Source organism: Bacteroides sp. AF39-16AC, from assembly GCF_003602735.1.
Classification (GTDB): domain Bacteria; phylum Bacteroidota; class Bacteroidia; order Bacteroidales; family Bacteroidaceae; genus Bacteroides; species Bacteroides uniformis.
Map to the genome: position 1 here is coordinate 278,954 of NZ_QTLN01000004.1, position 26,246 is coordinate 305,199.

At 42.5% G+C, this 26,246-nt stretch carries 30 protein-coding genes; 28 read left to right on the forward strand and 2 right to left on the reverse strand.

Annotated features, from left to right (window positions below):
- The first annotated feature begins 19 nt into the window (after window positions 1-19).
- The 3 genes from DW039_RS06505 to DW039_RS06515 all read left to right on the forward strand — a co-directional run bounded on the left by DW039_RS06505 (window position 20) and on the right by DW039_RS06515 (window position 2,446).
- A complete protein-coding gene (locus DW039_RS06505) occupies window positions 20-868 on the forward strand; it encodes a mechanosensitive ion channel family protein (protein WP_117589282.1) in 849 nt (282 codons plus the stop codon).
- A 313-nt stretch (window positions 869-1,181) separates the two neighbouring features.
- Window positions 1,182-1,820 (forward strand): porin family protein, encoded by a 639-nt coding sequence (locus tag DW039_RS06510; RefSeq protein WP_117589302.1) that lies wholly within the window; start codon window positions 1,182-1,184, stop codon window positions 1,818-1,820.
- Between the two features lie 110 nt (window positions 1,821-1,930).
- Entirely contained in the window at window positions 1,931-2,446 is a 516-nt protein-coding gene (locus DW039_RS06515) for a porin family protein (RefSeq protein ID WP_117589281.1), read from the forward strand.
- Between the two features lie 107 nt (window positions 2,447-2,553).
- Here DW039_RS06515 and DW039_RS06520 read toward each other — a convergent pair whose 3' ends face one another.
- Both DW039_RS06520 and DW039_RS06525 read right to left on the reverse strand, forming a co-directional pair.
- On the reverse strand, window positions 2,554-3,081 hold the full coding sequence (locus DW039_RS06520) for a hypothetical protein (RefSeq protein ID WP_117589280.1): 528 nt from the start codon (window positions 3,079-3,081) through the stop codon (window positions 2,554-2,556).
- A 61-nt stretch (window positions 3,082-3,142) separates the two neighbouring features.
- Window positions 3,143-3,376 carry a YtxH domain-containing protein gene (locus DW039_RS06525; protein ID WP_117589301.1) on the reverse strand — a complete coding sequence of 78 codons (234 nt, stop codon included), beginning with the start codon at window positions 3,374-3,376 and terminating at the stop codon, window positions 3,143-3,145.
- A 526-nt stretch (window positions 3,377-3,902) separates the two neighbouring features.
- Between DW039_RS06525 and DW039_RS06530 the strand changes: the two genes are divergently transcribed.
- From DW039_RS06530 to DW039_RS06645, 25 genes are all read left to right on the forward strand, one after another.
- Window positions 3,903-4,439 carry a methyltransferase domain-containing protein gene (locus DW039_RS06530; RefSeq protein WP_117974920.1) on the forward strand — a complete coding sequence of 179 codons (537 nt, stop codon included), beginning with the start codon at window positions 3,903-3,905 and terminating at the stop codon, window positions 4,437-4,439.
- Window positions 4,436-5,542, forward strand: coding sequence for a phosphoadenosine phosphosulfate reductase family protein (locus tag DW039_RS06535; RefSeq protein WP_117974918.1), 1,107 nt, complete (start codon window positions 4,436-4,438; stop codon window positions 5,540-5,542). The genes DW039_RS06530 and DW039_RS06535 overlap by 4 nt, the downstream gene beginning before the upstream one ends.
- The gene (locus tag DW039_RS06540; RefSeq protein ID WP_227187301.1) at window positions 5,505-6,143 is read left to right on the forward strand and encodes a ParB/RepB/Spo0J family partition protein; all 639 of its coding nucleotides are present in this window, start codon (window positions 5,505-5,507) and stop codon (window positions 6,141-6,143) included. Before DW039_RS06535 ends, DW039_RS06540 begins: the two co-directional genes overlap by 38 nt.
- A 2-nt stretch (window positions 6,144-6,145) precedes the next feature.
- Window positions 6,146-6,739 carry a ParB N-terminal domain-containing protein gene (locus tag DW039_RS06545; protein WP_117974914.1) on the forward strand — a complete coding sequence of 198 codons (594 nt, stop codon included), beginning with the start codon at window positions 6,146-6,148 and terminating at the stop codon, window positions 6,737-6,739.
- 1 nt (window position 6,740) lies between these two features.
- Window positions 6,741-7,283, forward strand: coding sequence for a DNA-packaging protein (locus DW039_RS06550; protein WP_117974912.1), 543 nt, complete (start codon window positions 6,741-6,743; stop codon window positions 7,281-7,283).
- Window positions 7,284-7,337: 54 nt separating this feature from the next.
- Complete coding sequence (locus DW039_RS21415) at window positions 7,338-7,466, forward strand: hypothetical protein (RefSeq protein WP_255425210.1); 129 nt, start codon at window positions 7,338-7,340, stop codon at window positions 7,464-7,466.
- Window positions 7,409-8,599 (forward strand): phage terminase large subunit, encoded by a 1,191-nt coding sequence (locus DW039_RS06555; protein ID WP_243634924.1) that lies wholly within the window; start codon window positions 7,409-7,411, stop codon window positions 8,597-8,599. Before DW039_RS21415 ends, DW039_RS06555 begins: the two co-directional genes overlap by 58 nt.
- Complete coding sequence (locus DW039_RS06560; protein WP_119958230.1) at window positions 8,596-9,132, forward strand: hypothetical protein; 537 nt, start codon at window positions 8,596-8,598, stop codon at window positions 9,130-9,132. Before DW039_RS06555 ends, DW039_RS06560 begins: the two co-directional genes overlap by 4 nt.
- Window positions 9,129-9,560 (forward strand): hypothetical protein, encoded by a 432-nt coding sequence (locus DW039_RS06565; RefSeq protein WP_119958229.1) that lies wholly within the window; start codon window positions 9,129-9,131, stop codon window positions 9,558-9,560. The genes DW039_RS06560 and DW039_RS06565 overlap by 4 nt, the downstream gene beginning before the upstream one ends.
- A 2-nt stretch (window positions 9,561-9,562) precedes the next feature.
- Window positions 9,563-10,030, forward strand: a complete 468-nt coding sequence (locus tag DW039_RS06570; protein ID WP_119958228.1) for a hypothetical protein — start codon at window positions 9,563-9,565, stop codon at window positions 10,028-10,030.
- Window positions 10,017-11,114, forward strand: coding sequence for a hypothetical protein (locus DW039_RS06575; protein ID WP_119958227.1), 1,098 nt, complete (start codon window positions 10,017-10,019; stop codon window positions 11,112-11,114). Before DW039_RS06570 ends, DW039_RS06575 begins: the two co-directional genes overlap by 14 nt.
- Window positions 11,111-13,042, forward strand: coding sequence for a hypothetical protein (locus DW039_RS06580; protein WP_119958226.1), 1,932 nt, complete (start codon window positions 11,111-11,113; stop codon window positions 13,040-13,042). Before DW039_RS06575 ends, DW039_RS06580 begins: the two co-directional genes overlap by 4 nt.
- Window positions 13,043-13,044: 2 nt before the next feature.
- Window positions 13,045-15,771: a hypothetical protein gene (locus DW039_RS06585; protein ID WP_119958225.1), complete on the forward strand. Its 2,727-nt coding sequence runs from the start codon at window positions 13,045-13,047 to the stop codon at window positions 15,769-15,771.
- Window positions 15,768-16,001, forward strand: a complete 234-nt coding sequence (locus DW039_RS06590) for a hypothetical protein (protein ID WP_117589269.1) — start codon at window positions 15,768-15,770, stop codon at window positions 15,999-16,001. Before DW039_RS06585 ends, DW039_RS06590 begins: the two co-directional genes overlap by 4 nt.
- Before the next feature lie 130 nt (window positions 16,002-16,131).
- Window positions 16,132-17,268, forward strand: a complete 1,137-nt coding sequence (locus tag DW039_RS06595) for an ATP-dependent Clp protease proteolytic subunit (RefSeq protein WP_158573894.1) — start codon at window positions 16,132-16,134, stop codon at window positions 17,266-17,268.
- A 17-nt stretch (window positions 17,269-17,285) separates the two neighbouring features.
- Complete coding sequence (locus DW039_RS06600) at window positions 17,286-18,353, forward strand: hypothetical protein (RefSeq protein ID WP_117866139.1); 1,068 nt, start codon at window positions 17,286-17,288, stop codon at window positions 18,351-18,353.
- A 16-nt stretch (window positions 18,354-18,369) separates the two neighbouring features.
- Window positions 18,370-18,981, forward strand: a complete 612-nt coding sequence (locus tag DW039_RS06605; protein WP_117589266.1) for a hypothetical protein — start codon at window positions 18,370-18,372, stop codon at window positions 18,979-18,981.
- A 23-nt stretch (window positions 18,982-19,004) separates the two neighbouring features.
- Window positions 19,005-19,589, forward strand: a complete 585-nt coding sequence (locus DW039_RS06610) for a hypothetical protein (protein ID WP_133302537.1) — start codon at window positions 19,005-19,007, stop codon at window positions 19,587-19,589.
- 19 nt (window positions 19,590-19,608) lie between these two features.
- Window positions 19,609-20,805, forward strand: coding sequence for a hypothetical protein (locus DW039_RS06615; RefSeq protein ID WP_117589264.1), 1,197 nt, complete (start codon window positions 19,609-19,611; stop codon window positions 20,803-20,805).
- A 22-nt stretch (window positions 20,806-20,827) separates the two neighbouring features.
- Window positions 20,828-21,292: a hypothetical protein gene (locus tag DW039_RS06620; protein WP_117589263.1), complete on the forward strand. Its 465-nt coding sequence runs from the start codon at window positions 20,828-20,830 to the stop codon at window positions 21,290-21,292.
- Window positions 21,293-21,420: 128 nt separating this feature from the next.
- Entirely contained in the window at window positions 21,421-22,725 is a 1,305-nt protein-coding gene (locus DW039_RS06625; RefSeq protein WP_120381820.1) for a hypothetical protein, read from the forward strand.
- 2 nt (window positions 22,726-22,727) lie between these two features.
- Entirely contained in the window at window positions 22,728-23,885 is a 1,158-nt protein-coding gene (locus tag DW039_RS06630; RefSeq protein ID WP_117720693.1) for a hypothetical protein, read from the forward strand.
- Window positions 23,886-23,903: 18 nt separating this feature from the next.
- Complete coding sequence (locus tag DW039_RS06635; RefSeq protein WP_120381821.1) at window positions 23,904-24,188, forward strand: hypothetical protein; 285 nt, start codon at window positions 23,904-23,906, stop codon at window positions 24,186-24,188.
- A 40-nt stretch (window positions 24,189-24,228) separates the two neighbouring features.
- The gene (locus DW039_RS06640; protein WP_229076284.1) at window positions 24,229-25,224 is read left to right on the forward strand and encodes a hypothetical protein; all 996 of its coding nucleotides are present in this window, start codon (window positions 24,229-24,231) and stop codon (window positions 25,222-25,224) included.
- Window position 25,225: 1 nt separating this feature from the next.
- The gene (locus DW039_RS06645; RefSeq protein WP_120381822.1) at window positions 25,226-26,143 is read left to right on the forward strand and encodes a hypothetical protein; all 918 of its coding nucleotides are present in this window, start codon (window positions 25,226-25,228) and stop codon (window positions 26,141-26,143) included.
- Window positions 26,144-26,246: the final 103 nt, after the last annotated feature.

Sequence of the window (26,246 nt, forward strand, 5' to 3'; positions counted from 1 at the left end):
TTATTTTATTTGTAAGGAAATGAATTTATTTTTATTGAACACAACTACTACTGGAGGAAAACTGGAACAGGCATTGGAAAAGTTGGTGGATTTTGGCATGGATGCCGGTAAGGACATATTAATTGCCTTTTTAATCTATGTAATCGGACGTTTCATCATCAAACAGATAAGTGCATTAGTAGCCAAGCTATTCGAAAAACGAAAGATTGAAACCAGTGTACAGACCTTCTTGAAGAGTCTGATAAAGATACTGCTGAACATGATTCTTGCTTTTGCCATAATCGGCAAACTCGGTGTGGAGACCACCAGTTTTGCGGCGTTACTCGCATCTGCCGGTGTAGCTGTGGGTATGGCGCTGTCCGGTAATCTCTCAAATTTTGCCGGTGGACTGATTATACTTGTTTTCAAACCGTTCAAAGTAGGTGACTACATAGACGGTCCGGGAGTAAGTGGTACGATAAAGGAAATACAGATATTTCACACTATACTTTCCACTCTTGACAACCGCATGATTTATGTACCTAATGGAAGTCTCAGTGGTAATGCCGTCACTAATTACAGTAAGCAGGACAAACGTCGTGTTGAATGGGTATTCGGTGTTGAATACGGTGAGGATGTAAAGAGGGTCAGAGCCGTTTTACAGCGCATAATCAATGCAGACAGCCGTATATTGGATACACCGGCTCCCCTTATTGTCTTAGGTTCATTGAGTGCAAGCAGCGTTGATATTACGGTGCGCGTCTGGGTAAAAAGCGCTGACTACTGGAGTGTACTGTATGATATCAATGAAATAGTTTATACTACATTTAATGAAGAAGGAATAGGATTTCCCTTCCCGCAGCTCACTCTACATCACGCAAAAGATTGAGCTTATTATCTATAACAGTTTCCATTTATCAAGAATTTGAAGCTTTATGTTTGCTCTGAAAAGTATGCTATACTGTTCATTAATTCCGAAAAAGAAATCATAAACTCCTTTTGTTTGCTTTTAAACATTATCGGTTGCTAATTTATTGAAGCTTTATATATAGATTTGCAAGTATTTCTTAATTAGGATATGATATAAAAAGATTATTTTAACTGTTTCAGCTTTTATAGCTGTTAGTGGTGTTTATGACAAAAAAGCGGTAGAAGGTTTTGACAAGAATAACAACCTAATATTTTTTTAATTTGTAATTATGATGAAAAAAAGTTTCTTGACTGTTCTATTTGCGCTGTTCTGCACGATGGGATTTGCGCAATTGTCTTTCAATGTAAAGGCCGGTCTTAATCTCAGCAGTTACATCGGTGAAAACTCTGACCATTCCAAATTTAAACCAGGAGCACGCATTGGAGTGGGAATGGAATACCAATTCAGCGGCCTTGTTTCCTTACAGCCCTCGCTATTCTTCTCACAGAAAGGTGCGAAATATTCAAGTGGATATAGCGGTAGCGTCGTAGATGCGGATGCAGATGTGAAGATCAACCAGCTTTATTTGGAATTGCCCATCAATGTACAATTCCGTTTCAATATTGCAGACAATACTAACCTGGTCATTGCGACAGGGCCGTATCTTGCCTGTGGGGTAGGTGGTAAAGCCAAGTTCGATGGCAAGGCATCTGTTGGAGGTATCAATATCAATGGAGATGAGAAAGTCGATACATTCAGTGATGACGGCTTGAATTACAATAGGTTCGATGCCGGTTGGAACATCGGTCTTGGGGTAGAGTTTGGCCGAATTCTTGTGGGGGTTGACACACAGCTTGGCTTCTGCAAGATTATGGATGGGGATGCTCCGCACAATGCGAATATCGGTATTACTCTGGGGTATAAATTTTAAATAGTTCCCTTACGATCCCTTGATTGAGTATATTTTTATTAATAGTTTAACTTTTTTATTGTAGACAATCTATAAATTATTTTATCTGTTTTAAAATAAAACGGTGTAGTATGAAAAAATTATTCATTTTATTAGGAACTCTTTTTTTGTTGTCAGTAGGTGCTTATGCGCAGAAAGGGAAACAAGCCATAGGTTTCGGTCTTGGTTATGGTACAGAAATTGAAAGTATCGGATTGGGAATCAAGTATCAGTATAATATAACCAATCCTATACGTATCGAGCCCTCTCTTAATTATTTTTTTGAAAATGACAATGTAAGCATGCTGGATGTGAACGTGAATTTTCATTATCTGTGTCCGGTAGCTAGCAATGTCAAGCTTTATCCACTGTTTGGGTTGACTTTGTCCAACTGGATGTTTGATATGTATGATGTTGACTGGGATGGGGATCATGTTCATGTGGATGGCGATGGGAATCATAATGAATGTCGTTTCGGTGTAAACTTGGGAGTTGGAGCCGAATTTGCATTGAGCCGTAATTGGGCCATGAATCTTGAATTTAAGTACCAGTTGGTCAGTGATTTTGATCAGGGTGTCATCAACATCGGGGCTGCGTACAGATTTTGAAGAAAATATCGGAACAGAAATCTCATTGATATAAAAGAGGGGATAGGCATAGTTTAATGCTTATCCCCTCTTTTTTAGTGTTTCAATGCTTGGATTTCAAAGCCAAATCAATCGTCATCATCATCATCATCGTCATCATCATCGTAATATCGATAGTGCTTCTTGTGGTGTCTCTTCGGTTTTTTATATTTGTGTTTCTTATGGTGAAATTTATCATGGCGCTCACAGTATGAATTATAGTATTCATGCCAGCAGTCACTATGGTGATGGACTCTGTCATAGAAAGGGGTATAATATACACTTCCCGGATTTATGCCAATCTCCACAAGAATACGGTTCCATCCGTAACGTTGATACCGGTTGTAATAATCGCATACATCATGCATCTTTTTTCCGGAAGTTCTGGCTACCTCAAGTGCAATCCCCACATTTCCCCAGTCTTTTCCACAGCGTCTGTAGTAATCGTCCAAGGAACGGTTTGAAATATTGTATTCCAGACATAGGCGCTTTCTGTAATCAGAAAGTTCCACGGCTGCGTAGCGGTTGGCTCTGCCAATAAAGATGGAAATGCCATCCTGGGCAGGCAAGGTGCAGGCCAATAGGAGAAAAAGCAGTAGTAAATTAATCTTTTTCATAATGTTTTTAAATTAGGTGGATCTTTACTGTATAAAATTAGGACGGCCTTTTTTACAACTCTTATTCCAGTTTTTCTTTTGCTTTTTCAATTTCATCCCCGGCTTCATCCAGGGCTTTCCTCACATCATCTGCTCCCTCCTCAATCTGTTCTTGTGCTTCTTCAAGTGCGTCTTCAACAGATTCCTTTACATTTTCTACACGATCCTTAACCTTGTCTTTTGCTTTTTTCTCTCTGCATGATGTAAAGCCAAGTGCAATTGTGCATGCCAATATGGCAAATAAAAACTTTTTCATATTCTTACATTTAGTGATATTGTTTGATTCGTTAAAATTCAAATGTAGAAATAAATATTGTCTTTAGCAAATGGTGGAAACATTTTTAAAGATAATGTAGGAGTAAAATATCTTATTTATTGGTACAATATGTAATGAAAGTCTTCCAAATAATCGGATAAATTGGAGACAACTTGCTTTTGAGATGTAGCCTGTAATATGTACAAAAAAGGCTATCCTCCCGGACAGCCAATCTTTTTGTTAACCTTAATCTAATACTATGAAAAACACATTGCAAAGGTAAGGTTTTGTGGAAGTTATGCAAATTATGAGCCTTTGTTCAGCCATCTTATAACATGGTTTAGCTGGTAAATGTACTTGTTAACCATTAACGGTGTAATTGTTAAATTGAAGGTTGGGATTTATTTAAGGTATTGCTGGCTAAAGCAAAATCTTCTGCCAAATCGTGTCAGTAACTTCTTTGATGCCGAATAGTCCGTTCGTGGATTATTCGGTATCTTTATTTTGTAAATCAAAATAATAAAGTATGTACGCAGTAAATCAGTATGATGCAGTTGCAGAGAGTTATGATTCTCTGTTCAAAGACAAAGCCAGTATTGAGGAGAATCGTAAGATTGCCTCAATGCTTTTTGAGGTTTCAGGGATTTTTCTGGATGTGGGATGTGGTACGGGGTTACTCCTTGATATTCTGAAAGTGTCTCCGGATGAATATTGGGGTATTGACCCAAGTAGTAAGATGCTTGATGTTTTCAGAAAGAAGCATCCGGAGTATAATAATTTGTGTATTCCGTTTGAGTTGCTCAATTTAAAGTTTGCAACATTCAATAGCATTGTAGCTTTGTTCGGCTCGGCCAGTTACATTGATATTGAAGCACTGACGGATATTCCCGAAGGAAAGAATATTTTCCTCATGTTCTACAAGGAGAATTATCATCCGGTAACTTATAAACGTACCGGCTGTAATCTGGAACATTACAGTCATTCAAGGAGTGAGCTGGAGGAAAGATTTCCTCATTGTGAAGTAAGGGAGTTTGATAACTATTATATCGTGACGAACGTATGATATTGTATTCAGAGCAGAATGTATATGAAGCGGCAAAAGACCGGATAAGGAAGTTGTTTTCTATGGGGGACAGATTAGGTGTTTGTTTCTCCGGAGGCAAGGATAGTACTGCCTTATTACACCTTACTTTGGAAGTGACAAGTGAATTGGGCATTCAAAAGTTGCCGGTTATATTTCTTGATCAGGAATGTGAGTACACATATACTGTTGAGTATATGCGTTATGTTATGTCATTGCCAGAGGTGGAACCTATTTGGGTGCAAATTCCGTTCCGGTTATGGAATGCGAACAGTGGTGACTGGTTTATCCCTTGGGAGCCAGGGAAAGTGTGGATGCGTGAGAAAGAAGATGTCTCTTTTAAGGAAAACGTCTATGGAGTCGACAGATTTAAGGATATGTTTGATGCCATCGCATATCATCACTTGGGAGGGGGGTATATATCTTTGGGAGGTGTCCGTATTGAAGAGTCACCAGCTCGTCGTGCTGGATTGACGGGAAAGGAAACCTTGCCAGGAATGACATATGGAAAACGTTGTAGCCATGGTGTTGTTATATATCCTTTGTATGATTGGTCATATCGCGATATATGGTATTACATCTTCTCCAATCGGTTGAAATACAATAAGGTCTACAACTATATCTTTTCAAAGGAACCGTTGCGTTCTGCAAGGGTATCTTCTCTTATCCATGAGAACAGTAATCAGAATATTCCTTACTTGCAAGAGATTGACCCGAAGGCTTATAATGCCATGTACATGCGTATTCCCAATATTGGCACAACGAACCATCTTCTGTTGGATGCCTTTGAAGAGGTAAGAAACTATCCCAACTGTTTCAAGGACTGGCCGGAATATCTGCAATATCTCATAGACAATATCGTAGCTGAGAGCAAGAATAAAGTAATTTTTACCAATAATCTAAATACGGTGGTTGATAAGATTGCGGGCTGGTCTGATTCCGATCGCGTTGATATATATCGCGCCTTTGCCCGTGGTATCATCACAGAGGACTTTGAACAGACAAAGTTGAATAATAGGTTATTGGTTCATAAATCAAAGTATAAATATGGAAAAACTAAAAGAAATAATCATCCGGATGCTTGATGAAGCGCCAGATAAAATAAACTTCTTCAATGAGATAAGACAGATTTTATTCTCTCTGTCTCCTGAAAAGGCCAATCCGGTGGACCGTGTCCTCTGGGTACCGATGGATATGGTGAAGGCGAACAACTATAATCCGAACGCTGTGGCAAAGCAGGAGATGCAGCTCCTTTATACTTCCATTCGTGAAGATGGATATACACAGCCAATTGTTACGATTTGGAGTGAAGAGGAGCAAAAGTATATTATTGTCGACGGGTTTCATCGTAACCTTATCGCGCGCATGTATAAGGACATTGCCCAGCGCAATAGTGGGCGTCTTCCCATTGTTGTCATTGACAAGGATATCAACGACCGTATGGCTTCTACGGTCCGTCACAATCGTGCCCGTGGCAAGCATTCCGTTGATGGCATGACAAACATCATTTATAACATGATAAAAAACGGTGAGTCGGATGCTGTTATTTGTAGAAAGCTTGGCATGGAGCCGTTGGAGCTTGTGAAGCTGAAGCATATTACCGGTTTTGCCAAGATGTTCAGGAATTATGAATACAGCAAAGCCATCAAAGAAATTGTTCATCATACAAACTCATTGGAATTATAACTATGGATATACAGAGCATTGCAATAGATAGGATTATTCCGTATTGGAATAATGCCCGGAACAATAGTAAGGCTGTTAAGCCGGTAGAAGAGTCAATAAAGAAATATGGTTTCAATCAGCCGCTTGTGTTGGATAAGAATTTTGAAATCATTGTTGGTCATACACGGTATTTTGCCCTTTTGAATCTTGGATATAAAGAGGTCCCGTGCATCATTGTGGACTTGGACGAGGAAAAGGCGCGTCAGTATCGTATCGCAGATAATAAGACATCAGAATTTGCGTCATGGGATGAAGAGAAACTGATACGTGAGCTTAGGACAATGAATGTACCTGCAGATATGCAAGACTTCTTTTTTGAACCCATAGACCAGTTACTCGGTTTTGACATGAATTTTATTCCGACAAACAATTATGTCACGGAAGAGTCGCAATCAGAAGCGGCAAAACAGGAATTCAGTGAGGAAATGCATCGCCAAGAGAATGAATCTTTCAGGAAGAAGGCAGAACGTATTGAAGAAGGTCTGGAGCAGGAAAGAACTGAATATATTGAACTTGCATGTCCTCATTGTGGAGAGATTATCAGAATGAAGAAATAATATGGCGGCACCGACGGGAAATAAATTTTGGATGTTAAGGAGCAAGCATGGGAGGGATAAACTCTTTTCCACGCCAGAACTCTTATGGGAGGCGGCATGTGAGTATTTCCAATGGTGTGATGAAAATCCCTGGTTGTCCAAAAAGGCCATTCAAAAGACTGTTCCGGTAAAAAGGAAAAAAGGGAAGAAGGTGGAGACAGTCAATGAGCAACAAGTACAACAAGAAGTTTCCCCGACTTCCCGTCCGTATTCCCTAACCGGGTTCTGTATTTATGTAGGTGCTTCTTCCAAGTGGTGGAGCACTTTTCGTTCCGAATGTAGAAATAAGAATGATGAAGATTTTTTGGAGGTCATCGCACGCGTGGAGGAAACCATCGAAACGCAGCAGTTTGAGGGAGCGTGCGTTGGAGCTTTCAATGCGAATATCATTGCCCGAAAGTTAGGGCTTGTTGACAAGCAGGAGGTGGACCATACGAATGCAGGAAAAGAGTTCAAAGGATTTAATTTTCTACCATATACAGAAGATGCGGAGAAAGTCAAGTAATGGGATATAAGGTCAATATAAAGCAGAGGTTAGCCTATAACTACCTTCGTGACGATGTTACGAAGTTTCTGTGTTATGGTGGCGCTGGTGGAGGTGGAAAATCATGGCTTGGGTGTGAATGGCTTATGCAATGTGCTTACTATCTCCCGGGCACTCGATGGTTCGCTGGCCGAAATAATTTGAAAGATAGCCGTGAGTCTATCTCTGTCACTTTCAACAAGGTGGCAAAGTGGCATCGATTCACTGATTACAAGCAGACCAATGACGGTATACTTTTGGGGAATGGGTCGGAAATCATCTTTCTTGACTTGACATATTATCCCGTCAAAGACCCGATGTATGAGCGATTGGGCTCTAAGGAGTTTACTGGAGGGTGGATTGAAGAAGCCGGGCAGGTTCACTACCTCGCATTTGAGGTTTTGAAGACGCGTATAGGACGGCACTTGAATGATGTGTATGGAATATCCGGAAAGATACTTATCACTTGCAATCCGAAGAAGAACTGGCTTTATCGTGAGTTCTATAAACCGTGGAAAGAAGGCAGGCTGGAAGCCCCATACGCTTTTATTCAAGCATTGGTGCAGGATAATCCCTACGCTACCGAGGACTACATAGATACGCTCCGTAATACCAGGGACAAAGTGACAAAGGAGCGCTTGTACTATGGTAATTGGGAGTATGACAACGACCCGACAGCACTCTGTGATTATGATGCTATTTGTGACCTATTCGCAAATGAGCACGTAAAACCGATAGGATTATCGACGGGAGCAGCTGACCTTGCCATGAAAGGACGTGACCGCTTTGTCGGAGGGCACTGGGTAGGCAATGTGTGTTATATCCGGTTAGACCAGGAATATAGCACGGGTAAATCTATTGAGACGGACCTTAAAAACATGATGATACAGTGGAAGATTCCACGTAGCATGATGGTCGTTGATAGTGATGGACTTGGAAGCTACCTTGAAAGTTATTTGAATGGCATCAAAGAATTTCATGGTGGTAACCGACCTATTAATCCAGAGTACGACAATCTGAAGTCTGAATGTGCATTTAAGCTTGCAGAGCTAATAAATAATCGGCAGATAAGAATTATATGTACGGAAGCGCAAAGAGAGCGCATAATGGAAGAATTGTCCGTCTTGAAGCAAGACCATATAGATGCCGATACCCGGAAGAAAGGGATAATCAGCAAGGAGAATATGAAAGATATACTCGGACATTCTCCGGATTACCTCGACATGTTGATAATGGCAATGCTTTTCCGTATAAAACCGATACCTAAAAGACCAAAAGCAAAATTAGGACAGATATGACAGTAAAAGAGTTTTTGATATTGAGTAACGTGGCGAGCAATGCTGCTGAACTGTTGGATCAGATAGGGAAGTTGCCTAAACCGGACTTTGTCGCAGGTGTAAGAGTTCCGGAGACTCTGAATGACCTCACTATAGGTCAGCTGATGGAACTGCAATCCATACGCAATGGAATAGATTGTATAATGGTTCCATGCCGTGTTGTCCTTGGTTTGTCTATTGATAAGATAGAGAAGTGTGGGGTAGCGGATATTTTGGGATTCTCCACATGGGTAACCAGGGAGGTTGAACGTATTACCAAGCTTTTTGAAACTACGAGCGTAGTACCGACTCCGGAAGAAAGACGTGCCGGAGTGGATAAGCTTTCGTTCGGGTTGTTTGGCTTGGTGGATTACTATGCTACCCGTATGGGGATAACTGACCATGAGCAGGTAGAGAGTGTTCCATGGGTAAGAGTGTACAAGTGTCTTGATATGGACGCGGAGAAAATACGTTATGAACGTCGATTACGAGAAATATATCAGAATAAGCAATGAATATAAGTGTAGAAAGGAAAATCGCTTCTATCGCAGAGAAGCTGGAAGGAGTTACCTATTTATTTGATAACTGGGTGACCGCCAACGTTCGGCTGGATAAGATGCCATTGCCGGCCATTATAAATCTGCTTCCTGCATCTGGGAAGTTCGTCATATCAAGGACTCAGTTAAGAGATTGCCCAAATTGCATGATTGCTTTTGTAGACAAGACGGCGTTTGATTTTGACGGGGTGGAGAATGATGAGGTTATTGAGAGGTGCAAAGGGTATGCAGTTCAATTTATCCGTGAGTTGAATAGGAGCGGGCTGTTTGAGTGGGTAAGCGATGAAGTCCCTTATTCCGTTTTCTATGATAAGCTGGATGTAAATGTTACTGGAATAGTAATAGAATTGAAACTGAAAGAGGTTCAAGGAGTACCCATGTGTTAGTTATGGAAGACAGAAGAAAGGACGTTAAAGATATACTGAACGAGGAGTTGGATAAACTTCGGCAGCGTATCATTGAGAATCATATACAAGCTGGACAGCGTGCAAGCGGAAGAACCATCAAGAGCCTGCATGTCGTAGTAGATGATAATCATGGTGTTTTATTCGGTAGACAGGCTTTTGGAGTTCTGGAAACAGGACGCGGACCGGGAAAAATCCCAAAAGGTTTTTGGCAAATAATTCAGCAATGGGTGGTGGATAAGAGGATTCAAGTAGAAAAACCTAAATCGTTTGCTTATCTCGTAGCTCGTAAGATTGCAAATGAGGGTACTAGGCTTTATCACTCTGGAACGCATGAGGATATATATTCAACGAGTGTTACACAAGCGATACGGGATATTATGGACCGTGTGTTTGGTGTTTTTCTGAACGATGTACAACATATAAATTTGCATAGTAATGAGGACGCATAAGATAGGAAATACTACAATCGAGTATCCGGATGAAATATCTTTCTGTTTCAATCCGGTAGTGATAAATATTAGTGGATATACTTGGGCATGGGTGGAAGCAACGATAACCGACGTACTTACCGGAAAGGAATATAAGGAAAAACGTGCATTATTTAAAACCGCATGTTTCTTTGATCTGTCTTTCTATATGCAATCGGCTTTTGATGCAACGGAGTTTGGCAAGATTGACTATCAATCCTCTATTCCACAAGATAGTCAGCTTGGGCGTCTGTTCTCTGTTGAAGTGGATATGTATACGTCTGATAGCACTATCGGAGAAAGTTTCCAGTTTAATACTTTTATTATTTGGGGCGCAATGAAAGTCGGCGAAAGATATAATGGTGACCGTATTCTAACATGGTTTAGGAACTTACCATTTACGGTCGGTATGTACACTGCGGGGGCCGGTACTGTTAGTGTGACTGCTGACGGTCAAGTTTTGCCGTCCATCATATTGTCTGACCGCAAAGTGTATAATCTTACTTTGCAGGGTATTGATGCGAATAGGGATGTTGTTTTGAATCTCCCTGGAACTAGTACGGGAGCAAGTGTATTCGATAATACCTTTGACTTTACTTTTCACGCATTGACGAATGTGGCCGCAAATGTGAGGCTTTTAGTTGATGAATGCACGGATGGAATTTATTTACGTTGGATAAATCGTCATGGCTTTTATTGCTATTGGTTGTTTAAACGTGGTGATGAGAGCAAACAAATTGCCAATGATGGTGAATTCATTCGTAATAATATGCAAGACTATAACTATGTTAATGGCTATCATGGAGGTTCAGGACGTAAGCAGAGAAAAACAGAAGAGAATACATTGTTGGTGTGTGCTCCTTTAGTGGACTCTGAAACGTTTGACTTCTTGTTTCAACTCGCGTTGTCACCCGTTGTTGATATGTATGCAGGTAAAAATGTGAATGGAGTTGATAGCTGGAAGGCGGTGAATGTATCTGTTGGTAATTTCAATAAGACAAGAGCTGTATTACAGGATTTCGTAGCAACAATCATATTACCAGAAACAAGAGTACAAAGCTTATGAGAAACGATATGCTATTCATTGGTGATAAACTGATGGATTTGGATGATGATACCAAAGTAACGCTCAATTTCAAAAGTAATATATTTACGGATTTGAGTAAGATTATAAGTAATAATTCTTATACTATCAAACTTCCGAATACTATACGTAATCAGTGTGCAATCATGCATGCTGATTTACCTTCATGCGACATCGTTTATCCTAGAATTAAACTGAATGCTCGTTATTTTCGTAACGGGATAGAGATACTCAATAACGCAACTGCGGTCTTATTGTCTACATCGGATGTTTTTGAATTTGCTCTTTCATGGGGTAATGTCTCTAGATTTGCAAATATTATAAGTGGAAATAAAACGCTACGTGATTTGAAGGATAGACACAATTATGAGGTCATTGCTGATGATGATTTTCCAGATTATCATGTATTTTGGAAAGTAGGTTCTTTTGAAGGGGATGCTTCCGGTAATTTTTTTATTCCTAAAGTAGACTATGGTATACGGCGGGAAGATACAACAGGGTGGTATCATCCTGGGTGTAAGGTTACCTGGATTTTGTTACAAATTATGAAAGATAATGGTGTCACTTTTACGTTTCCTGCTAATCGCGCTTTTATGTTAAGTAGATTGTTTGTACCCTTATTAACTCGTAATGATAGCAGAAGTTATGCTGCAAAAAATGCATTACATGCAGAGTTTAGTTACTATGTACATGGACGTCTTGATAAGGGAGAACCGGAAAAATTGTATTTTGCAGATAAGTCGTTTTCAAGCTATTATGGGACTATAACCAAGTTTAAAAGTAGTTCTGGAAAAATTTATATTCAAGGCTTTAAACTTAATGCTCCGAATATGAAGATTTTGATGAATGGTAATGTGTCGTTTGATGTATCCACTTCTATATACCCTAATGGAGCATGTCTGGTTGCTTATTACATTATGGATGATGATACAAGAGTCGATATTGCAACTATAGATTATAGCAAGATTGAGAGGCATAACACAAATAGTTATACTATCTATTTTGATTTTACAGATATAGAGACAGATACGCTAGAGGAAAGTAAGGAGATTTTGTTTGGATTACTTGACGCAGGGTGGATTGATGATGGTGGTATATCTATGGATAATTCATTTAGCATTACAGCTATATGTGATCAAGTGATGCCTTCGATAGATGATGAGATAAATGCAGGATATGGGCACTTCCCGATTATTGCAAATTTGCCCGAAATAAAACAGATAGATTTTATTAAAGCTGTTGCTGCAATTCTCGGTGTTTTTGCTGTTCCTGGTAAGAATGATTCAAATTCCATTGAGTTTGTTTCTGTAGATACTATTAAAGAAAATGAAACAAGAGCATATGATTGGACAAAAAAGGTTGTTGCTACTTATAAGGAGAATAAACCTAATATGTTGGAATATAGGCTGAATGATTTCGCACAGCTGAATTATCTGCGTTACAAAGAAGACTCTACGGTTAATGGCTCTTATGATGGAGCATTACAAGTATTAGATTACACTTTGGATTCAGAGCGTGATATTCTTACGCTTCCATTTGCTGGTACTGATATGGCAGGTGGCGTTGCGTCTATAAAGTTATATAAGTATGACAGTGATGGTAAATCTTCTCTAGAGAAAGTGGAGCCAAGAATTTTACTTTGTACAGATGATGCAGATGTTCTGAAAGGAACATTTGAGGAACTTGATTTTTCTTCTGTGATTAACTCTTATTACAAAAGTTATAGTGAGGTCATTTATATGCCTAAAGTAATCACAGAAAAGATAGAAATAAATGATATTGAGTTGAGAGACTTGGATATGACTGTTCCAATTTACTTGGCCCAATATGGTAGATATTATGCCATTATTTCCATTAAGGCAGAAGATACGGGAATATGTGAATGTAAATTGTTACAATTGGAGGTATAATTATGAAAGACAATACAAGTGAAAAAATATTGGAAATTCGGGTAAAGTATGATGATGCTATCCGTAAAATAGCAGAGTATCGTACGCAGTTGGATATACTTCGAAAAGTAGAACAAACTCTTAAGGAGGATTTGAAGAAAGGCCGTATGAGTAGGGAGGAATATAATATTAAATTAACCGAAAATAGGGTTGCTACCCAACAATATACAGATGCCATCCGTGTACTGAATAAACAAATTCAAAATGAACGTAAAGAGCAGACAGAGATGGAAGGAAGCCTTGTTAGGTTGCGGGCTGAGCTTTCCAATCTTACCGCTGCTTATGACAGATTAAGTCGTGTAGAGCGTGAGGGGGGCGAAGGCAAAGAGCTGCAAGATAAGATAAATGCCATTACCGATGAACTGAAAGGTGCGGAAGAAGAAACGCAGCGCTTTTATCGGAATGTGGGTAATTATAAAGATGCGATACTTCAGGCTACAGAAGCCCAAGTACCTTTTGTTTCCATATTGCGCAGTGGCGTTAGCGTCTTGCGAGGTACAAAGGAATTTGTTGGTGGTTTGAAGGATGAATTGGTTAAAATAACAGTCCAGTACAAAGCAGGAACGGTCACTGCGAATATGTTCTCTGGTGCTCAAAAAACAGCGGCTATAACAAGTAATTTGTTATCTGCAGCTTTAAAAGTGTTGAAACTTGCACTAATTTCCACTGGTATTGGGGCTATTGTTGTTTTGTTGGGCTCATTGGTCGCATGGTTGGCTAAAACGCAAAAAGGTACTGAATTTCTTTCTAATGTAATGTCCTCTTTTGGGGCAATTATTGATGTGATTATAGACCGGATTGCAAAGTTTGGTGGAGCTATTGCTAAATTCTTCTCTGGTGATTTTTCTGGTGCAGCAAAGGATATGAAGGATAGTTTTTCCGGTATTGGAAAAGAAATTTCAAATGATGCGAAACAAGCGTGGGCACTGAATGATGCATTGCAACAGTTAGAGAAATCGGAAACAATGCTTAATATGAAGCGTGCGGCAAGTCGCTCTGAGATTGAAAGATTGAAGCTCATTGCAGATGATACTACAAAAAGCCTGAAAGAGCGTACTGATGCGGCTACAAAAGCATACGATATGGAAAATAAACTTCAGCAGGAAAGCATTGATATTGGCCGAAAGAAATTGGCAAATCTTCTTGGGCAAATAGAACTTACTGGTGAAGCTAATAAATTGCTTGATGATATGGCACAAGGGGCAGTAACGGCTGATGAGGTTATTAGCCGATTGGGTATATCAGAAAGTACAGTGAAAGATTTAAAGGAATTCTCTCAAGTTTTTTCGGACGTAGCTCAAAAGGAAATGGAGAGCTATACCCGTAATAAGGAAACCCAGAATAAAATAAATGCGATGCGGAAAGAATCAGTAGATAAGGCTAAAGTTGTAAAAGAAAAAGAACTTTCAGAAATTCGTAAGGCTGAGGATGAAATGCTTAAGCTGGTTAAGGACAGTAGAGAGAAACAATCCATTGAGATAGAACGTCAGTTTTCTCGTCAAATAGAAGATTTGCGTGTTCGCTTGATTGAGGAACAAGACCTTACAACGAAAGCACGTGGAGCTATAAATAATCAGATTATTGCACTTGAACAGCAAAAAAATGATGCATTACAGCAATTATCGGAAGAACAACTGATGAAGGAGGTGGAGAACCGGCAGAAACTAATCTCTCTGCAACTTGAATCCGTAAAAGCTGGAGGTGAGCAGGAGTACCAACTAAAGATGCAGCAACTTGTTGCCCAACGTGACGTAGAACTCCGTCAGAAAGAGCTTACTGAACAGATGAAGCTTGCTATTACGGAGAAGTACAATAAAGAGATTTATGATTTGTCCGTTCAACATGAGAATGATACAGCAAAGAAACAAGCTGATGCACTCAAACTTCGATTGGATAATGAATTGGCAGAAGCTAAATTGAATGGAGATAGTGAACTTGAGCTTCTTCGTATGCAGGAACAGCAGAAGCTTGAACTGAAAGACAGCTTGAGACGGATGGGAGAGGAGAGTGATGCCGAATTCCGGGCCAGGCAGCTTGCTGCAGACCAAGAATACTTGAATGCAAAGCAGGCGGTCATTGACAAGGAAGTGGAGATGCAGCAAAATAAAGGTGAATCCCTTTCTGTCTTGGCAGGGAATCTTTCTGATTTGTTGGAACAAGCGGCAGGAGATAACGAGAATATGGCTCAGTTGGCGAAAATACTGGCTATTGCGGAGGTTTCTATTGCGCAAGGGGTAGCCATTGCCAAAGCCGTAGAAACAGCTACCCGCTCATCTGCAACATGGATTGACATGCTTGCTGCGATAGGTACTGTAGTGGCATCTGTAACTACTGTTATGGGAAAGGCTATGAAATCGGTGAAAAGTGCTAAATTTGCACAAGGAGGTAAAGTTGAAGGGCCAGGTTCCGGTACAAGCGATTCCATACCTGCTATGTTGTCCAACGGTGAAAGTGTAATGACGGCTGCTGCAACCTCGATGTTTGCTCCGTTATTGTCGGCTTTCAATCAGATAGGAGGAGGTATTCCCATTAATGTAACAGCTTCTTCCAATCAGGCGTTAGGAGAGGACATGCTGGCCAAAGCTGTTGCAAAAGGTATGATGATGGCGCCTGCTCCGGTGGTTTCTGTGGAAGAGTTTACCTCTGTTGCTAATAGGGTTAAGTACGTTGAAAATCTTGGTAGTATATGAAAGCATATGAACTATTGATATTGAATAAGAGTCTTCTTCAAATGATGGGGGATGCTTCGCTTGATGTCGGGGATGTGAAATATATTCCCGTGTATCAAGAATATGTCCGTCTGTCAAAGGAGGGACATAAAAAGACTTATATCATGCAATATTTATCCGATGAGTATAATATTGCGGAAAGGACAATTTATCGGATAATAGATAAGTTCTCAAGTAAGGTGGATGTTTAGGGGGGGCGGAATTATTCCGCTCTTTTTTTGTTTTGAAAAAGTTGCTGACAAAGCGTGTCAGTGGAATAGACTTCTTATTTTCTTCAAGCCGTATCATGTTTTCTACCTTTGTTACAAACAATTATGTGATATGGCTAAATTATACATTAACAAGGACATTGTAGCTGATAAGGATAAAATGGAAAATTGGTATTTGACCGGTGACGAGGGGCTTTCGTTTCCGGATATCCAATACTTCCTTTCATGGCTTGACCCGGCTGACCCTAAAATTGACATTGAAATCCATTCGTGCGGCGGTGATACGGTTGAGGGGTATGCTATTTATGATGCATTACGTGCGTCGGGCAAGGAAATATCTTGTACCGTTGTTGGACGATGTGCTTCTATGGCTACCATCATTTTGCTTTCTGCTCCACTTGAACGCAGAAAAGCTTATCCTCATGCAAAGTTTCTCATCCACAAACCATATTTGGCAAGATATGATGATTTATTGGACCTTGAAACTATAGAATCCATCAAATCAAGTCTGGAAGCGGAAAAGGATAAGATGATGGCTGTATATGTTGAACGGACAGGAGTTGAATCGACCATTTTGGAGGTCCAGATGAACAAGGAGGCATGGTTTGGCGGTGAGGTTGCAAAACAACTTGGATTTATATCTGATGTTCTTATACCGACTACAGCAAAAGGAACTGATTATAAACTTAATAGTGAGAAAATGAACAAAGAGAAACAAGTAACGGTAAAGCAATCTATCATTGACAGACTGCTTGCGAAATGTGGCTACCAGAAGATAGAAGACATTCCGGTAGTATCTATGGAACTGACAGATGCCGAAGGTAATACACTGACGGTGGAACGTGAAGAAGGAGAACCGCAGGTGGGAGATGCGGCATCCCCCGATGGCGAGCATGTTATGCCCGATGGTAAGACTATCATTGTAACAGACGGAGTGATTACAGAAATCAAAGACCCGGAAGAAGCAAACGGTGACGAGGAGATTGAAGCTTTAAAGGCGCGCATTGAAGAACTTGAAGAGGAAAATGCGGCATTGAAAACCAATGCCCGTACAGTTGAGGACAATAAGATACTGAATGCTGTAAAGATGGCAGGAGGTGAGAATTGGCTAGCAAAACATTGTTCAACCTATAGAGTCTCTTTGCGTACCCAATCCTTCAAGAATACTGTTGAGACACAAGCAAGTGCAGAGGAGACACCTATTCAAAGAAAGTTGAGAGAGGAAAGGGAGAAGAGAACTAAAAAGTAAAGAAAGGAGAATTGAGTATGCCTATTTTAGATTTTTCAAAATTGACGCCAGACAATCAGGCGGTGAAGGATTTGAAAGACTTGATTGAACTGACAGTCTTTCAAAATGAGGATATGGAGCGTTTTATGACGTTCATGCCTAAAGTGACCAATGGCAAGAAAGTTGGCTTCATCGGTGAGATGGAGGATGTAGGTATCGCAGGTGCCGGATGTGACCCTGAATATCAAAAAGTGGCTATCGCTGCCGCCCAGAAAGTATGGGAAATTGGCGACTGGCAAGTTCCGTTGGAAATGTGCTATGAGGATTTGGAGAATACTATTGCAAAGTACTGCTTGAAGACCGGTACCAATATTGCGGACCTTACTTCTACTGAATATATGGATGGGATTGTCCTTCCAAAACTGACGGAAGCAATGATGAAAATGTTATGGCGCTTCACTTGGTTTGGAGACAAGGATGCCGCTAATATTGACGGTTCCGGTCAAATTACGGATGGATTGAATGTAGAATTGTTCAAGACATGTGACGGTTTCTTTAAACGCCTGTTTGCCATATGTGCAGAGAATTCCGGTCAGCATACCGTTATATCAGCCAACTCTGAAGCATCTTATGCTTTGCAGAAGTCCAAGATGAAAGAATTGGGGGCTGCTACATCTGTGTTTGACACGATGCTTGAAGATGCGGATAGCCGTATTTTCCAGAAGTCCGGACATGCAATTTTTGCTACAAAATCATTATGTGATTCTTTGTCACGTGATGTGAGGGAGAAATATAAGGTTATTATGCCTTGGACGGTCATTTTTGACGGCCTTGAAGTAGGAGAGTATGACGGCGTTACGGTCGTAAAATGTTCTATTTGGGATAGATTTATTCAAGCGTATCAGAACGATAAAACGAAACTGAACCTTCCTCACCGTGCGGTTCTATGTTCTCCGGACAATTTAATGTACGGTTGTGAAGGCGATAACCCGATATCTGACCTTGATATCTGGTTTGAAAGAAAACCCCGTAAGAATTATATCTATTCTACTGGTAAACTCGGTTCTATGATTGGCGAGGACAACTTGGTGCAAGTAGCATATTGACAAAAGGAGGTATTCTATGGGAGTATGTGATGATATTTTAAAGAAAGATATTGTTCCGTCGTGTGATGATCCAGTAGTACAAGGATTGGAGCAGGAAGGGGTAATAATGAATCGTGCGGATGTGGACTTTGCAGCCACAGTATTCAATTCTACAAAAAAGAATGTGATTGAAACGCTGGCTATGAAAACCGGGAAGAAGGCTTATAAGGTTGTTGTTCCTGGTAAAAATCCATTTACGGGTACAAAGACCTCATTAGTGGCTGGCACATATCGTAGTTCGTTTACCAATACTGTCGCGATTGTGATATTGGCAAACGACCCGGATGTATGCGCTGATGTTATTGACGGATTGGCTAACGGTACCTATGTTGTGGTGTTGGAGAATAAATATAAGGGTTTACAGAAAGAAGGAAACCCTGGTGATGCCGCTTTTCAGGTGTATGGTTACTACCAAGGGCTTACAGCTACAGCTATCGACAACGATAAGTATAGCGAGGATACTGAAGGTGGATGGGCTGTTACCTTGGAAGAGCAGAAAACGCCTAAATCTGCATTATTCTTGTTCAAGACGAGTTATGAAGCAACTAAGACTGCTGTCAACACTTTGACGGCTGAACCGGCAGCATAGGAGGGAATATGCTTGTCTTGGAGATGGTTGATAAGTTGAAGAGATTGGGGGATAAGGTCTCCCTTTCTTCTTCTGATAAATCAGACATTGAACTGATGTTTCATGAAGTTCTTGGTAGGACATTTACCAAGACCTCATGTGGTGATTGCTATCGTGACGCTGTGATTGAAATGTATTCGTACTTAAAAAGATATGGAAAAATGAAAGAAAAATCAAGTTATGCATTGAAAAATGGTGTATTGCTCCAAGTAGGCTTTGGAAGTAGTGAAATGTACACCAACAACAATCTTACTGACGAAGCGGCAGAAAGGTATCTTGCGGAAAATCCTAAAGGGATAGTCTTTTTTGCTTCAACGCCTTCCGATTGGGAGAAAAGGGTTGAAAGACGGATGAGTCCTGCTTTACCATTGGATGAAACTTTGGTTTCAGAATTGGTGAAAGCCTTTGAAGTGGAAGGTGCTACTTCTGAGTTTGTGAGAGATGCGTTCAAGACTTATAAACTGAACGGGAAGAAAGTTACAGCTAAAGTATTGGATGCTCATATTAAAGAGGCTCAATCTGTAGTTGACTCTAAGCAGACTATAGAAGCCGTAGAAACGGTGAAATAAAGAATAACCTCACGGAACGATGAATGTAAATGAATTAAAGAAGAAGAGTAATAGGCGTGTTGACACGGGCTATTTACGTAATCTTGGCATCCAAAGCTACGGTGATGATAATTTATATCCCCAACATCTAAGAAATATCATCGCTGCGAGTTCAACGGGTAGCGAATGTGCAGAACGTTATGCCAATTTCATAGAGGGAAATGGGTTTCGTGAGGTTGCTTTTTCTGAATATGTGGTTAACCGCCGTGGAGATACGGCAGATGACATCCATGCTTTCGTCTGCAAGGATGTTGCTGATTACGATGGGATGGCGATACATGTTAATTATAATATGTTCGCAGATATAGTGGAAGTACAGCACATCCCCTTTGAAAATTGCCGTTTGTTGGAGGAGGATGAATCCGGATATATCGCAAAAATCGCAGTTCATCCGGATTGGACAGGAAAGAAAACCCGTCAGGGAAAAGCCATAAAGGTAATACCAGAAAATGTGGAGTTTATAGATGTATTTAATCCACGTAAGGAGGTGGTCTATGCGCAAATTCGGGCTGCCGGAGGGATTGAAAACTATAAGGGGCAGATACTATGGATTAGCAACACAGGGAAATTCGTGTATCCTATCGGAAGAGCTGACCGTGTGATTACGGAAATGAGTACGGATGAGGGATTAGCCAATGTGAAGTATCGTAATGTGCGTTGTAACTTCATGCCTTCCGGGATGATAATTACAAAGAAAGGTGCTTCTTCGGTACGTTTTGATGAAAACGGAAATCCTATAAAAGAGGATAGGACTAATGAAGATACTGGTTTTTCTGATACTATCGTGCAATTACAAGGAGACACCAATGCGACAAAGGTCTTAGAGGTAACCTTGGAATCTGATGAAGAAAAACCGGAGTTTGTGGATATTAGTCCTAAAAATTATGATAAGGAGTTTACCGTTACTGATGCCAGTGTGGTTGAACGTATTTATTCGGCTTTCGGGCAGGAGCCTTGGTATTGTATCCGGATTGGTAAGGTTGGTTTTTCTGGGGATATATTGGAAGATGCTTTTGAATACTATAACTCTATTGTGTCAAAGCAACAACGCATGATTGAACGGGCTTTTCAGAAAATTTTTGCGCATTGGTATGAACCTCTCAATCCTTCCAATGACTTTAGTGTACAACCTCTTAAATATATAAGAAATGCTGCGATGTCTAATAACAACAGATGAGGTCTATAAGTTGGCTCGTACGATGTCAATACACATCGATACGGAAAAGATAGAGGCATATATTCGGGAGTCGGAGAACATTGATTTGAAGTCAGCTTTGGGTGATGCTTTATTCTTAGATGTGAAAGAACATCCGGAAAATTATAGTGAGTTGCTTAATGGTAGTTCTTATACCATAGAATGTGGAGGCAAACGTTCCTTTGTAGGGCTGAAAACGACATTGGCATATTATACCTATGCTCGTATCGTGAAAAATGGAGATGGAAATGTCACCCGTTTTGGATTTGTCAATAAAGATAACGAATATTCATCGCGTTCTGATTTTAAGGAGAAACTTATGGCTTATAATGATGCTTTCTCTGTTGCTGATAGGTATATGAAAGAATGTGTTCGGTATTTGAATGATAATAAAAAAGACTTTCCGCTGTATAGGGGAAGTGGAGGGATTAATGCTAATCGTGTAACTTTTAGAGTACTTGGTGAATAATGCCTGATACACTTGACATATTAAGGAAACTTGCTCTACAGATAAGGAACGCCTCTTCTGAGGGAGAGAATACCGCAGAGAGGGTTGGACGGACATTTATTGGCATTCTTGAACTCATTCAACAAGGAATGAGCATCGAAGAATTATCAAAGGTGTTCCTTCGAAAAGACCAGGCTGACGGCACAAATTTTCTGTTGAAGTTCGGCGAGTTTATCGACTCTATGGTCGCGGGCAAGGGTGCCGGAATATTCCCTGACGGCCGTATGCAGCTGTCCCGCCTCGAGGTCCGCGACAGCCTTACCGTCCTTGAGCTTATCTTCAACCGTCTCTCCGCCATGGAGAGCGACTATTCCTTCTCCGAGTCCGGTACCATCGAAAGTGTATCGCAGCTTGAAGACGGCACATACAGCCTGAAGATGAAGAAACGGTGGGATAACGACTTTACTGCACTGGCAGAAAACGATGTTGTATATGGTGTTGTCAATGACCTTGCATCAGGTGGCGGCAAGTATTATACCTCCTGGCTACGTGTCTTGCATGTTGACATCTCAGCCAATACGATCAACGCTGTGATGTACCCTGATAGCGAGGTGCCGGGTGGCAAGAATTATCCTCCTGAGCCGTTGATGATATTATCACACCGTGGCAACCCGGTTGATACTGAACGGCAGGGTTATTGGTATCTGTCATCCCGTGAGCATTGTATCTGCATGCTTAACGGGGTCACAAAACCCGTCCTTGAGGAAAGCAACTATTCGGTGATCGTCGGCAGGCTGAAGCATCTGTCTCTGTTCGACAACCTGCCCATCAACTACCTGCACTCTTATATCTACGTCCGGGGATTGGTAGCGCAGGACATCCACCGCATCGACTTCCAAGGCGTATTGCCCCGCATCGCCAACGACCGCGGAGAGTGGAACATGGAGACCGCCACCGGAGCAGAACCCTACCAAGCCGACCGCGAGGCACAGACCGAGACCGTACGTGTGATGATGTACGATACCGTGTGGCACTACGGATGCAAGTGGATGTGTCTTGTTTCCGGCACTACCGACGAACCGAAGTACGGAGCAGCGGGCTGGGCAATGGTCGAGGGCAATCCGGATTTCAGCATCGATATAGAAAGCTCCAATGGCTGGTACTTCGATGCGGAGCGTTTTGCGACCACCCTCACCATTACCGGTGAGCTGTACAACCGTGACGTTACGGCGCATATCCTTGACAGTGATGTGGAGTGGACGCGCGATACGGGCAACGTCACCGAGGACAACGCCTGGGCGGTCGCACACGCGGAAACCGGCAAGTCACTGCCGCTGACGGTCAACGACCTCGGCCCCGACTATATGAACATGACCGGGTGCAAGTTCATCGCACGGGTATTGCTGCGTGACGGGCAGAACAATTATGAGACAATGAATTATATAACTTTCTAATTATGCAGACTATACAGAAGAAGATAGAGGTCAACTACCGCCCTCTCCAGACCAGCGGCGGGATAGAGGTTGTCGGCAGCGTGCCGGACGTGCAGGTGTACCAGGCTGACAAGGCCGAGTACACTCCGGACTACACGCTTACCCCCCTGACGCTGTTCCCCCGGTGCAATGCCACCGACCCGGATGCGGTGGTCAAGGTGGGTGCGGTCAACGCGTCATTGGTCAACATGAAGTGGTACGAGCGCTTGAACGGTGTACGGACATTGATTACATCTGCCAACAAGAGCTATGTCATTACCGAGACCGGAGCCGAGAAGGGTAAGATACAAGTGAAAAAGAACGCCGTTCCCGGCAGTCCGGTAACACTGGAGTTCTACGCCGAGTATGTCGATGCGAAGCGTACCGGACAGACGCATGTCTACCGTTTCAGCCGTCTTGTCCGCGCCGTTGACGGCAGCGAGGCGCAGCCTAAGCTGATGGTCGACTCTCCGTCGGCACTTGATTGGAACCCGTGTCGGGACATTGCCAGGCAGGCCATCACCGCCAGACTGCTTGTCGGTGATGTAGATGTCACAGCAACCAACAAGTGCAAGTTCTTCTTCTATCGGAAGCTGAATACGGGCGCACTGGAGCAGATTACCGACGGTAACGGCGACAATGACTGGGAGTTCGTATCACTGACAAAGAACGTGCTTACCATAGACCGGGACTATATCGGCCACGAACAGACCTACGTCGTGAAAGCATCGTACTCGAAGGACGGTGCTCCTTCATCCAAGCCGGACAGTGACATAGACTATGTCTCCACCACCATCCGCAGGCGTATTCCCAGCATCGAGATTGACTGGGAGGGATTTCCGCAGCAGGTGGCAGACGGAACCAAGATGATATACCCGAAACCGGTCATCCGTGATACGGCAGGGATTGTCCCCAATCCCCAGGCCATCCTTGAGTGCGAATGGTACACGAAGGCGGCCGGCGCCTCCTCATACGTGCTGGCCGCTGCCGGGTACTCGCCCTCCATCCCATGCACCGACGGCATGATGCTACAGCTGAAGGTGATTGACAAGGGCCCGTATGCGGCGGTGGTGACATCTGACGGCAAGTACGTGACGGATGACAGCGGTAAGTTTATAGTGGCAAGGAAAAGGGATGTTTAACCATTAATCGATAGCAGTATGGCATTTTATATCAAAGTGACGAGAGAGGTTGCGGACAAGCTGGGAGTGGCAGGAATCCGCAACAGCACTGCCGACGGCAATGTGCTGTTATGGCAGGCCGATGTGGCAGGCTTTCCCGGCGATACGGTATTCGACCGGGCGGCAGTAGTCTGGGGCGTGTGCCTTTCCCCGCAGCAGGCCAAGGGTGAGATAGACGGCGTGGAAGATCCGGTGGAGGTCGCCACTCCGGAGGGTTTCATGGATAAAGACGGGGAGGAGGTGACCGATGAGCGTAGCGAGTAAGGTCGGGCAGGTAATCTTTTCGCAAAAGTCTGGCGTTTACATGCCAGCGATTATGTGCGACAAAGGCGACCTCTATCAAGAGTATGATGGTGAATCGGGTGCTCCGACAAACATAGCCCCCGACTTCACCACGATGAAGCCGACGCTCTCCTTCCTTCTCACCTCCTCACGGGTGGCTGAGGGGGTTGTGGTGCCCTCTTCCATCAGGTGGTATTTCAATGACGTGTTGATAAGCTTCACATCCAACGTTTCCACGAACACGTTCGGCGGCGAGACGGGGCATTTCAAGTACATCCCCTACAAGGCGGGCACTACGAACTATTACGGGCTTCAGATCGTGAAGAACCTGGTGAAGGCGTCGTCCGGTGCGAGCTGCAGCGTCAAGGCGGTGGCTACGGTGACCGTGGGCAACGTGTCGGATGAGGTGCAGTTCGTTTACAGCATCCCTATCACCAAGGGTGTGGGCAACCAGAACGTGGTGACCATCGTTTCCGGAGATGACAAATACTTTGCCATCCGTGAGAAGGGAGGCAGTGTCGTTCTCACGGCAATGGCGAGACGTGGAGCGTCAGAGATCACCTCCGGACTAACCTACAAGTGGTCCAGGATGGTTAACGGTGCCTGGCAGACACTCGTCGACCAGACCGGCAAGAGTCTGACCGTTACGGACAGCCTGGTTGACACTACGGGCATCTTTAAGGTGGAGGTGTCGCAGGGCGGCAATCTGATAGGCCTTGACACGCAGACGGTGATGGACTTGTCAGACCCCTACGACATCATAACTAATCCCAATCCCGAGGATGAGACGATTGTTTCCGGTTCCGGAGGTTCGGTGACTTATACGCCTATCCTTGTCAAGCGGGGACAGACCACGAAGGCAAAGAATATGCTGTTCTATTTTGTCTTTATGGATTCGGCAGGGGTCATTCTCAATCCGGCTACGGCGAATGTGGCTGCGGCAAGCGGTACCTGCACTGAAGCTATGTGCCAGCAGGCAGGCGGCAATGTTTCATGGACAATCTCAACGGCAGCATGATATGGCAAAGAAAGCGTTGGCAAGCAAGACGGGAGAAGTGAAGTATCTCCAGCAGGGACCGATCGGTCCGCTGGTCTATCCGGCTGGAGAATATTCCGCATCCACAGGCTACACCCGTACGGCTCTATCGACACCGATGGTACTGTGTGAAGGTCAATACTACGTGTTGGCTAAGGAGGGCACATTTAGGGGTGTCAACCCCAAGACAGACTATGCGGCAAACGGCAGTAAGGCGACATGGATAGTGATGGACAAGATACAGTATGCCTTTATCGAGGTACTGATGGCGAATTTCGCCAAGCTGGCAAGTGCGGTGTTCTATGGGCAGTATATGTTTTCGCAATACGGAATAAAAGCCGATGGCTCTGCTGTAGAAACGGTAGGCGGATATAAAGATTTTAATTACAATGACCCGATGAATCCGGCAAACAAGTTTCGACCAAACTTACTCCTTGATTTTCTGACTGGGAGCTTCAAGGGACGTAATGTTGAAGTTGAGGGGACAATTATTGCCAATGCATCATTTGTTCGGATGCATGATTTCCGTGCAAACGAGGGGTATTTCTTTTTGAATCCGGCTTTTGGCTCTGATTTTATCAATGGTCGCCCTAATCGTATTTCTACTGCTGTATATATGCTACCGGATGCTGCTCAATATGCCGGAATGAAGATATCATTGACGATATACAAAGACTTAGCGAGCACATACGGGTATATATCAGTTGTCACTAAGAATGCGTTTAATGAAACAGCAGTCGTTGGTAGTGAAATGAAATATTGCAATAGAGCAAGTATATCTGGAGCCGGAAGATATGAATTTATATCATTAGGCAGTTTATGGTTTTTAGCAAATGACAATGGAGCTTCGTTTTCTTATGCTGATTTGGGTAATTATACTTATGAAGATCCTGTTAGCTAGAGAGAATAATATTAAACAAAACGAGAATAAAAACAAAATGTTAAACCGGTTGTCGTTTTTATCCGAAAATGACGACCCTCAAAAGTACAAGGGATATGATAGA

What these genes read in the sequence shown, in the direction of transcription:
- DW039_RS06505 (WP_117589282.1), top strand. Translation starts at nt 20, where the DNA reads ATGAATTTATTTTTATTGAACACAACTACTACTGGAGGAAAACTGGAA.
- DW039_RS06510 (WP_117589302.1), top strand. Translation starts at nt 1,182, where the DNA reads ATGAAAAAAAGTTTCTTGACTGTTCTATTTGCGCTGTTCTGCACGATG.
- DW039_RS06515 (WP_117589281.1), top strand. Translation starts at nt 1,931, where the DNA reads ATGAAAAAATTATTCATTTTATTAGGAACTCTTTTTTTGTTGTCAGTA.
- DW039_RS06520 (WP_117589280.1), bottom strand. Translation starts at nt 3,081, where the DNA reads ATGAAAAAGATTAATTTACTACTGCTTTTTCTCCTATTGGCCTGCACC.
- DW039_RS06525 (WP_117589301.1), bottom strand. Translation starts at nt 3,376, where the DNA reads ATGAAAAAGTTTTTATTTGCCATATTGGCATGCACAATTGCACTTGGC.
- DW039_RS06530 (WP_117974920.1), top strand. Translation starts at nt 3,903, where the DNA reads ATGTACGCAGTAAATCAGTATGATGCAGTTGCAGAGAGTTATGATTCT.
- DW039_RS06535 (WP_117974918.1), top strand. Translation starts at nt 4,436, where the DNA reads ATGATATTGTATTCAGAGCAGAATGTATATGAAGCGGCAAAAGACCGG.
- DW039_RS06540 (WP_227187301.1), top strand. Translation starts at nt 5,505, where the DNA reads ATGGAAAAACTAAAAGAAATAATCATCCGGATGCTTGATGAAGCGCCA.
- DW039_RS06545 (WP_117974914.1), top strand. Translation starts at nt 6,146, where the DNA reads ATGGATATACAGAGCATTGCAATAGATAGGATTATTCCGTATTGGAAT.
- DW039_RS06550 (WP_117974912.1), top strand. Translation starts at nt 6,741, where the DNA reads ATGGCGGCACCGACGGGAAATAAATTTTGGATGTTAAGGAGCAAGCAT.
- DW039_RS21415 (WP_255425210.1), top strand. Translation starts at nt 7,338, where the DNA reads ATGTTACGAAGTTTCTGTGTTATGGTGGCGCTGGTGGAGGTGGAAAAT.
- DW039_RS06555 (WP_243634924.1), top strand. Translation starts at nt 7,409, where the DNA reads ATGCAATGTGCTTACTATCTCCCGGGCACTCGATGGTTCGCTGGCCGA.
- DW039_RS06560 (WP_119958230.1), top strand. Translation starts at nt 8,596, where the DNA reads ATGACAGTAAAAGAGTTTTTGATATTGAGTAACGTGGCGAGCAATGCT.
- DW039_RS06565 (WP_119958229.1), top strand. Translation starts at nt 9,129, where the DNA reads ATGAATATAAGTGTAGAAAGGAAAATCGCTTCTATCGCAGAGAAGCTG.
- DW039_RS06570 (WP_119958228.1), top strand. Translation starts at nt 9,563, where the DNA reads ATGGAAGACAGAAGAAAGGACGTTAAAGATATACTGAACGAGGAGTTG.
- DW039_RS06575 (WP_119958227.1), top strand. Translation starts at nt 10,017, where the DNA reads ATGAGGACGCATAAGATAGGAAATACTACAATCGAGTATCCGGATGAA.
- DW039_RS06580 (WP_119958226.1), top strand. Translation starts at nt 11,111, where the DNA reads ATGAGAAACGATATGCTATTCATTGGTGATAAACTGATGGATTTGGAT.
- DW039_RS06585 (WP_119958225.1), top strand. Translation starts at nt 13,045, where the DNA reads ATGAAAGACAATACAAGTGAAAAAATATTGGAAATTCGGGTAAAGTAT.
- DW039_RS06590 (WP_117589269.1), top strand. Translation starts at nt 15,768, where the DNA reads ATGAAAGCATATGAACTATTGATATTGAATAAGAGTCTTCTTCAAATG.
- DW039_RS06595 (WP_158573894.1), top strand. Translation starts at nt 16,132, where the DNA reads ATGGCTAAATTATACATTAACAAGGACATTGTAGCTGATAAGGATAAA.
- DW039_RS06600 (WP_117866139.1), top strand. Translation starts at nt 17,286, where the DNA reads ATGCCTATTTTAGATTTTTCAAAATTGACGCCAGACAATCAGGCGGTG.
- DW039_RS06605 (WP_117589266.1), top strand. Translation starts at nt 18,370, where the DNA reads ATGGGAGTATGTGATGATATTTTAAAGAAAGATATTGTTCCGTCGTGT.
- DW039_RS06610 (WP_133302537.1), top strand. Translation starts at nt 19,005, where the DNA reads ATGGTTGATAAGTTGAAGAGATTGGGGGATAAGGTCTCCCTTTCTTCT.
- DW039_RS06615 (WP_117589264.1), top strand. Translation starts at nt 19,609, where the DNA reads ATGAATGTAAATGAATTAAAGAAGAAGAGTAATAGGCGTGTTGACACG.
- DW039_RS06620 (WP_117589263.1), top strand. Translation starts at nt 20,828, where the DNA reads ATGTCAATACACATCGATACGGAAAAGATAGAGGCATATATTCGGGAG.
- DW039_RS06625 (WP_120381820.1), top strand. Translation starts at nt 21,421, where the DNA reads ATGAGCATCGAAGAATTATCAAAGGTGTTCCTTCGAAAAGACCAGGCT.
- DW039_RS06630 (WP_117720693.1), top strand. Translation starts at nt 22,728, where the DNA reads ATGCAGACTATACAGAAGAAGATAGAGGTCAACTACCGCCCTCTCCAG.
- DW039_RS06635 (WP_120381821.1), top strand. Translation starts at nt 23,904, where the DNA reads ATGGCATTTTATATCAAAGTGACGAGAGAGGTTGCGGACAAGCTGGGA.
- DW039_RS06640 (WP_229076284.1), top strand. Translation starts at nt 24,229, where the DNA reads ATGCCAGCGATTATGTGCGACAAAGGCGACCTCTATCAAGAGTATGAT.
- DW039_RS06645 (WP_120381822.1), top strand. Translation starts at nt 25,226, where the DNA reads ATGGCAAAGAAAGCGTTGGCAAGCAAGACGGGAGAAGTGAAGTATCTC.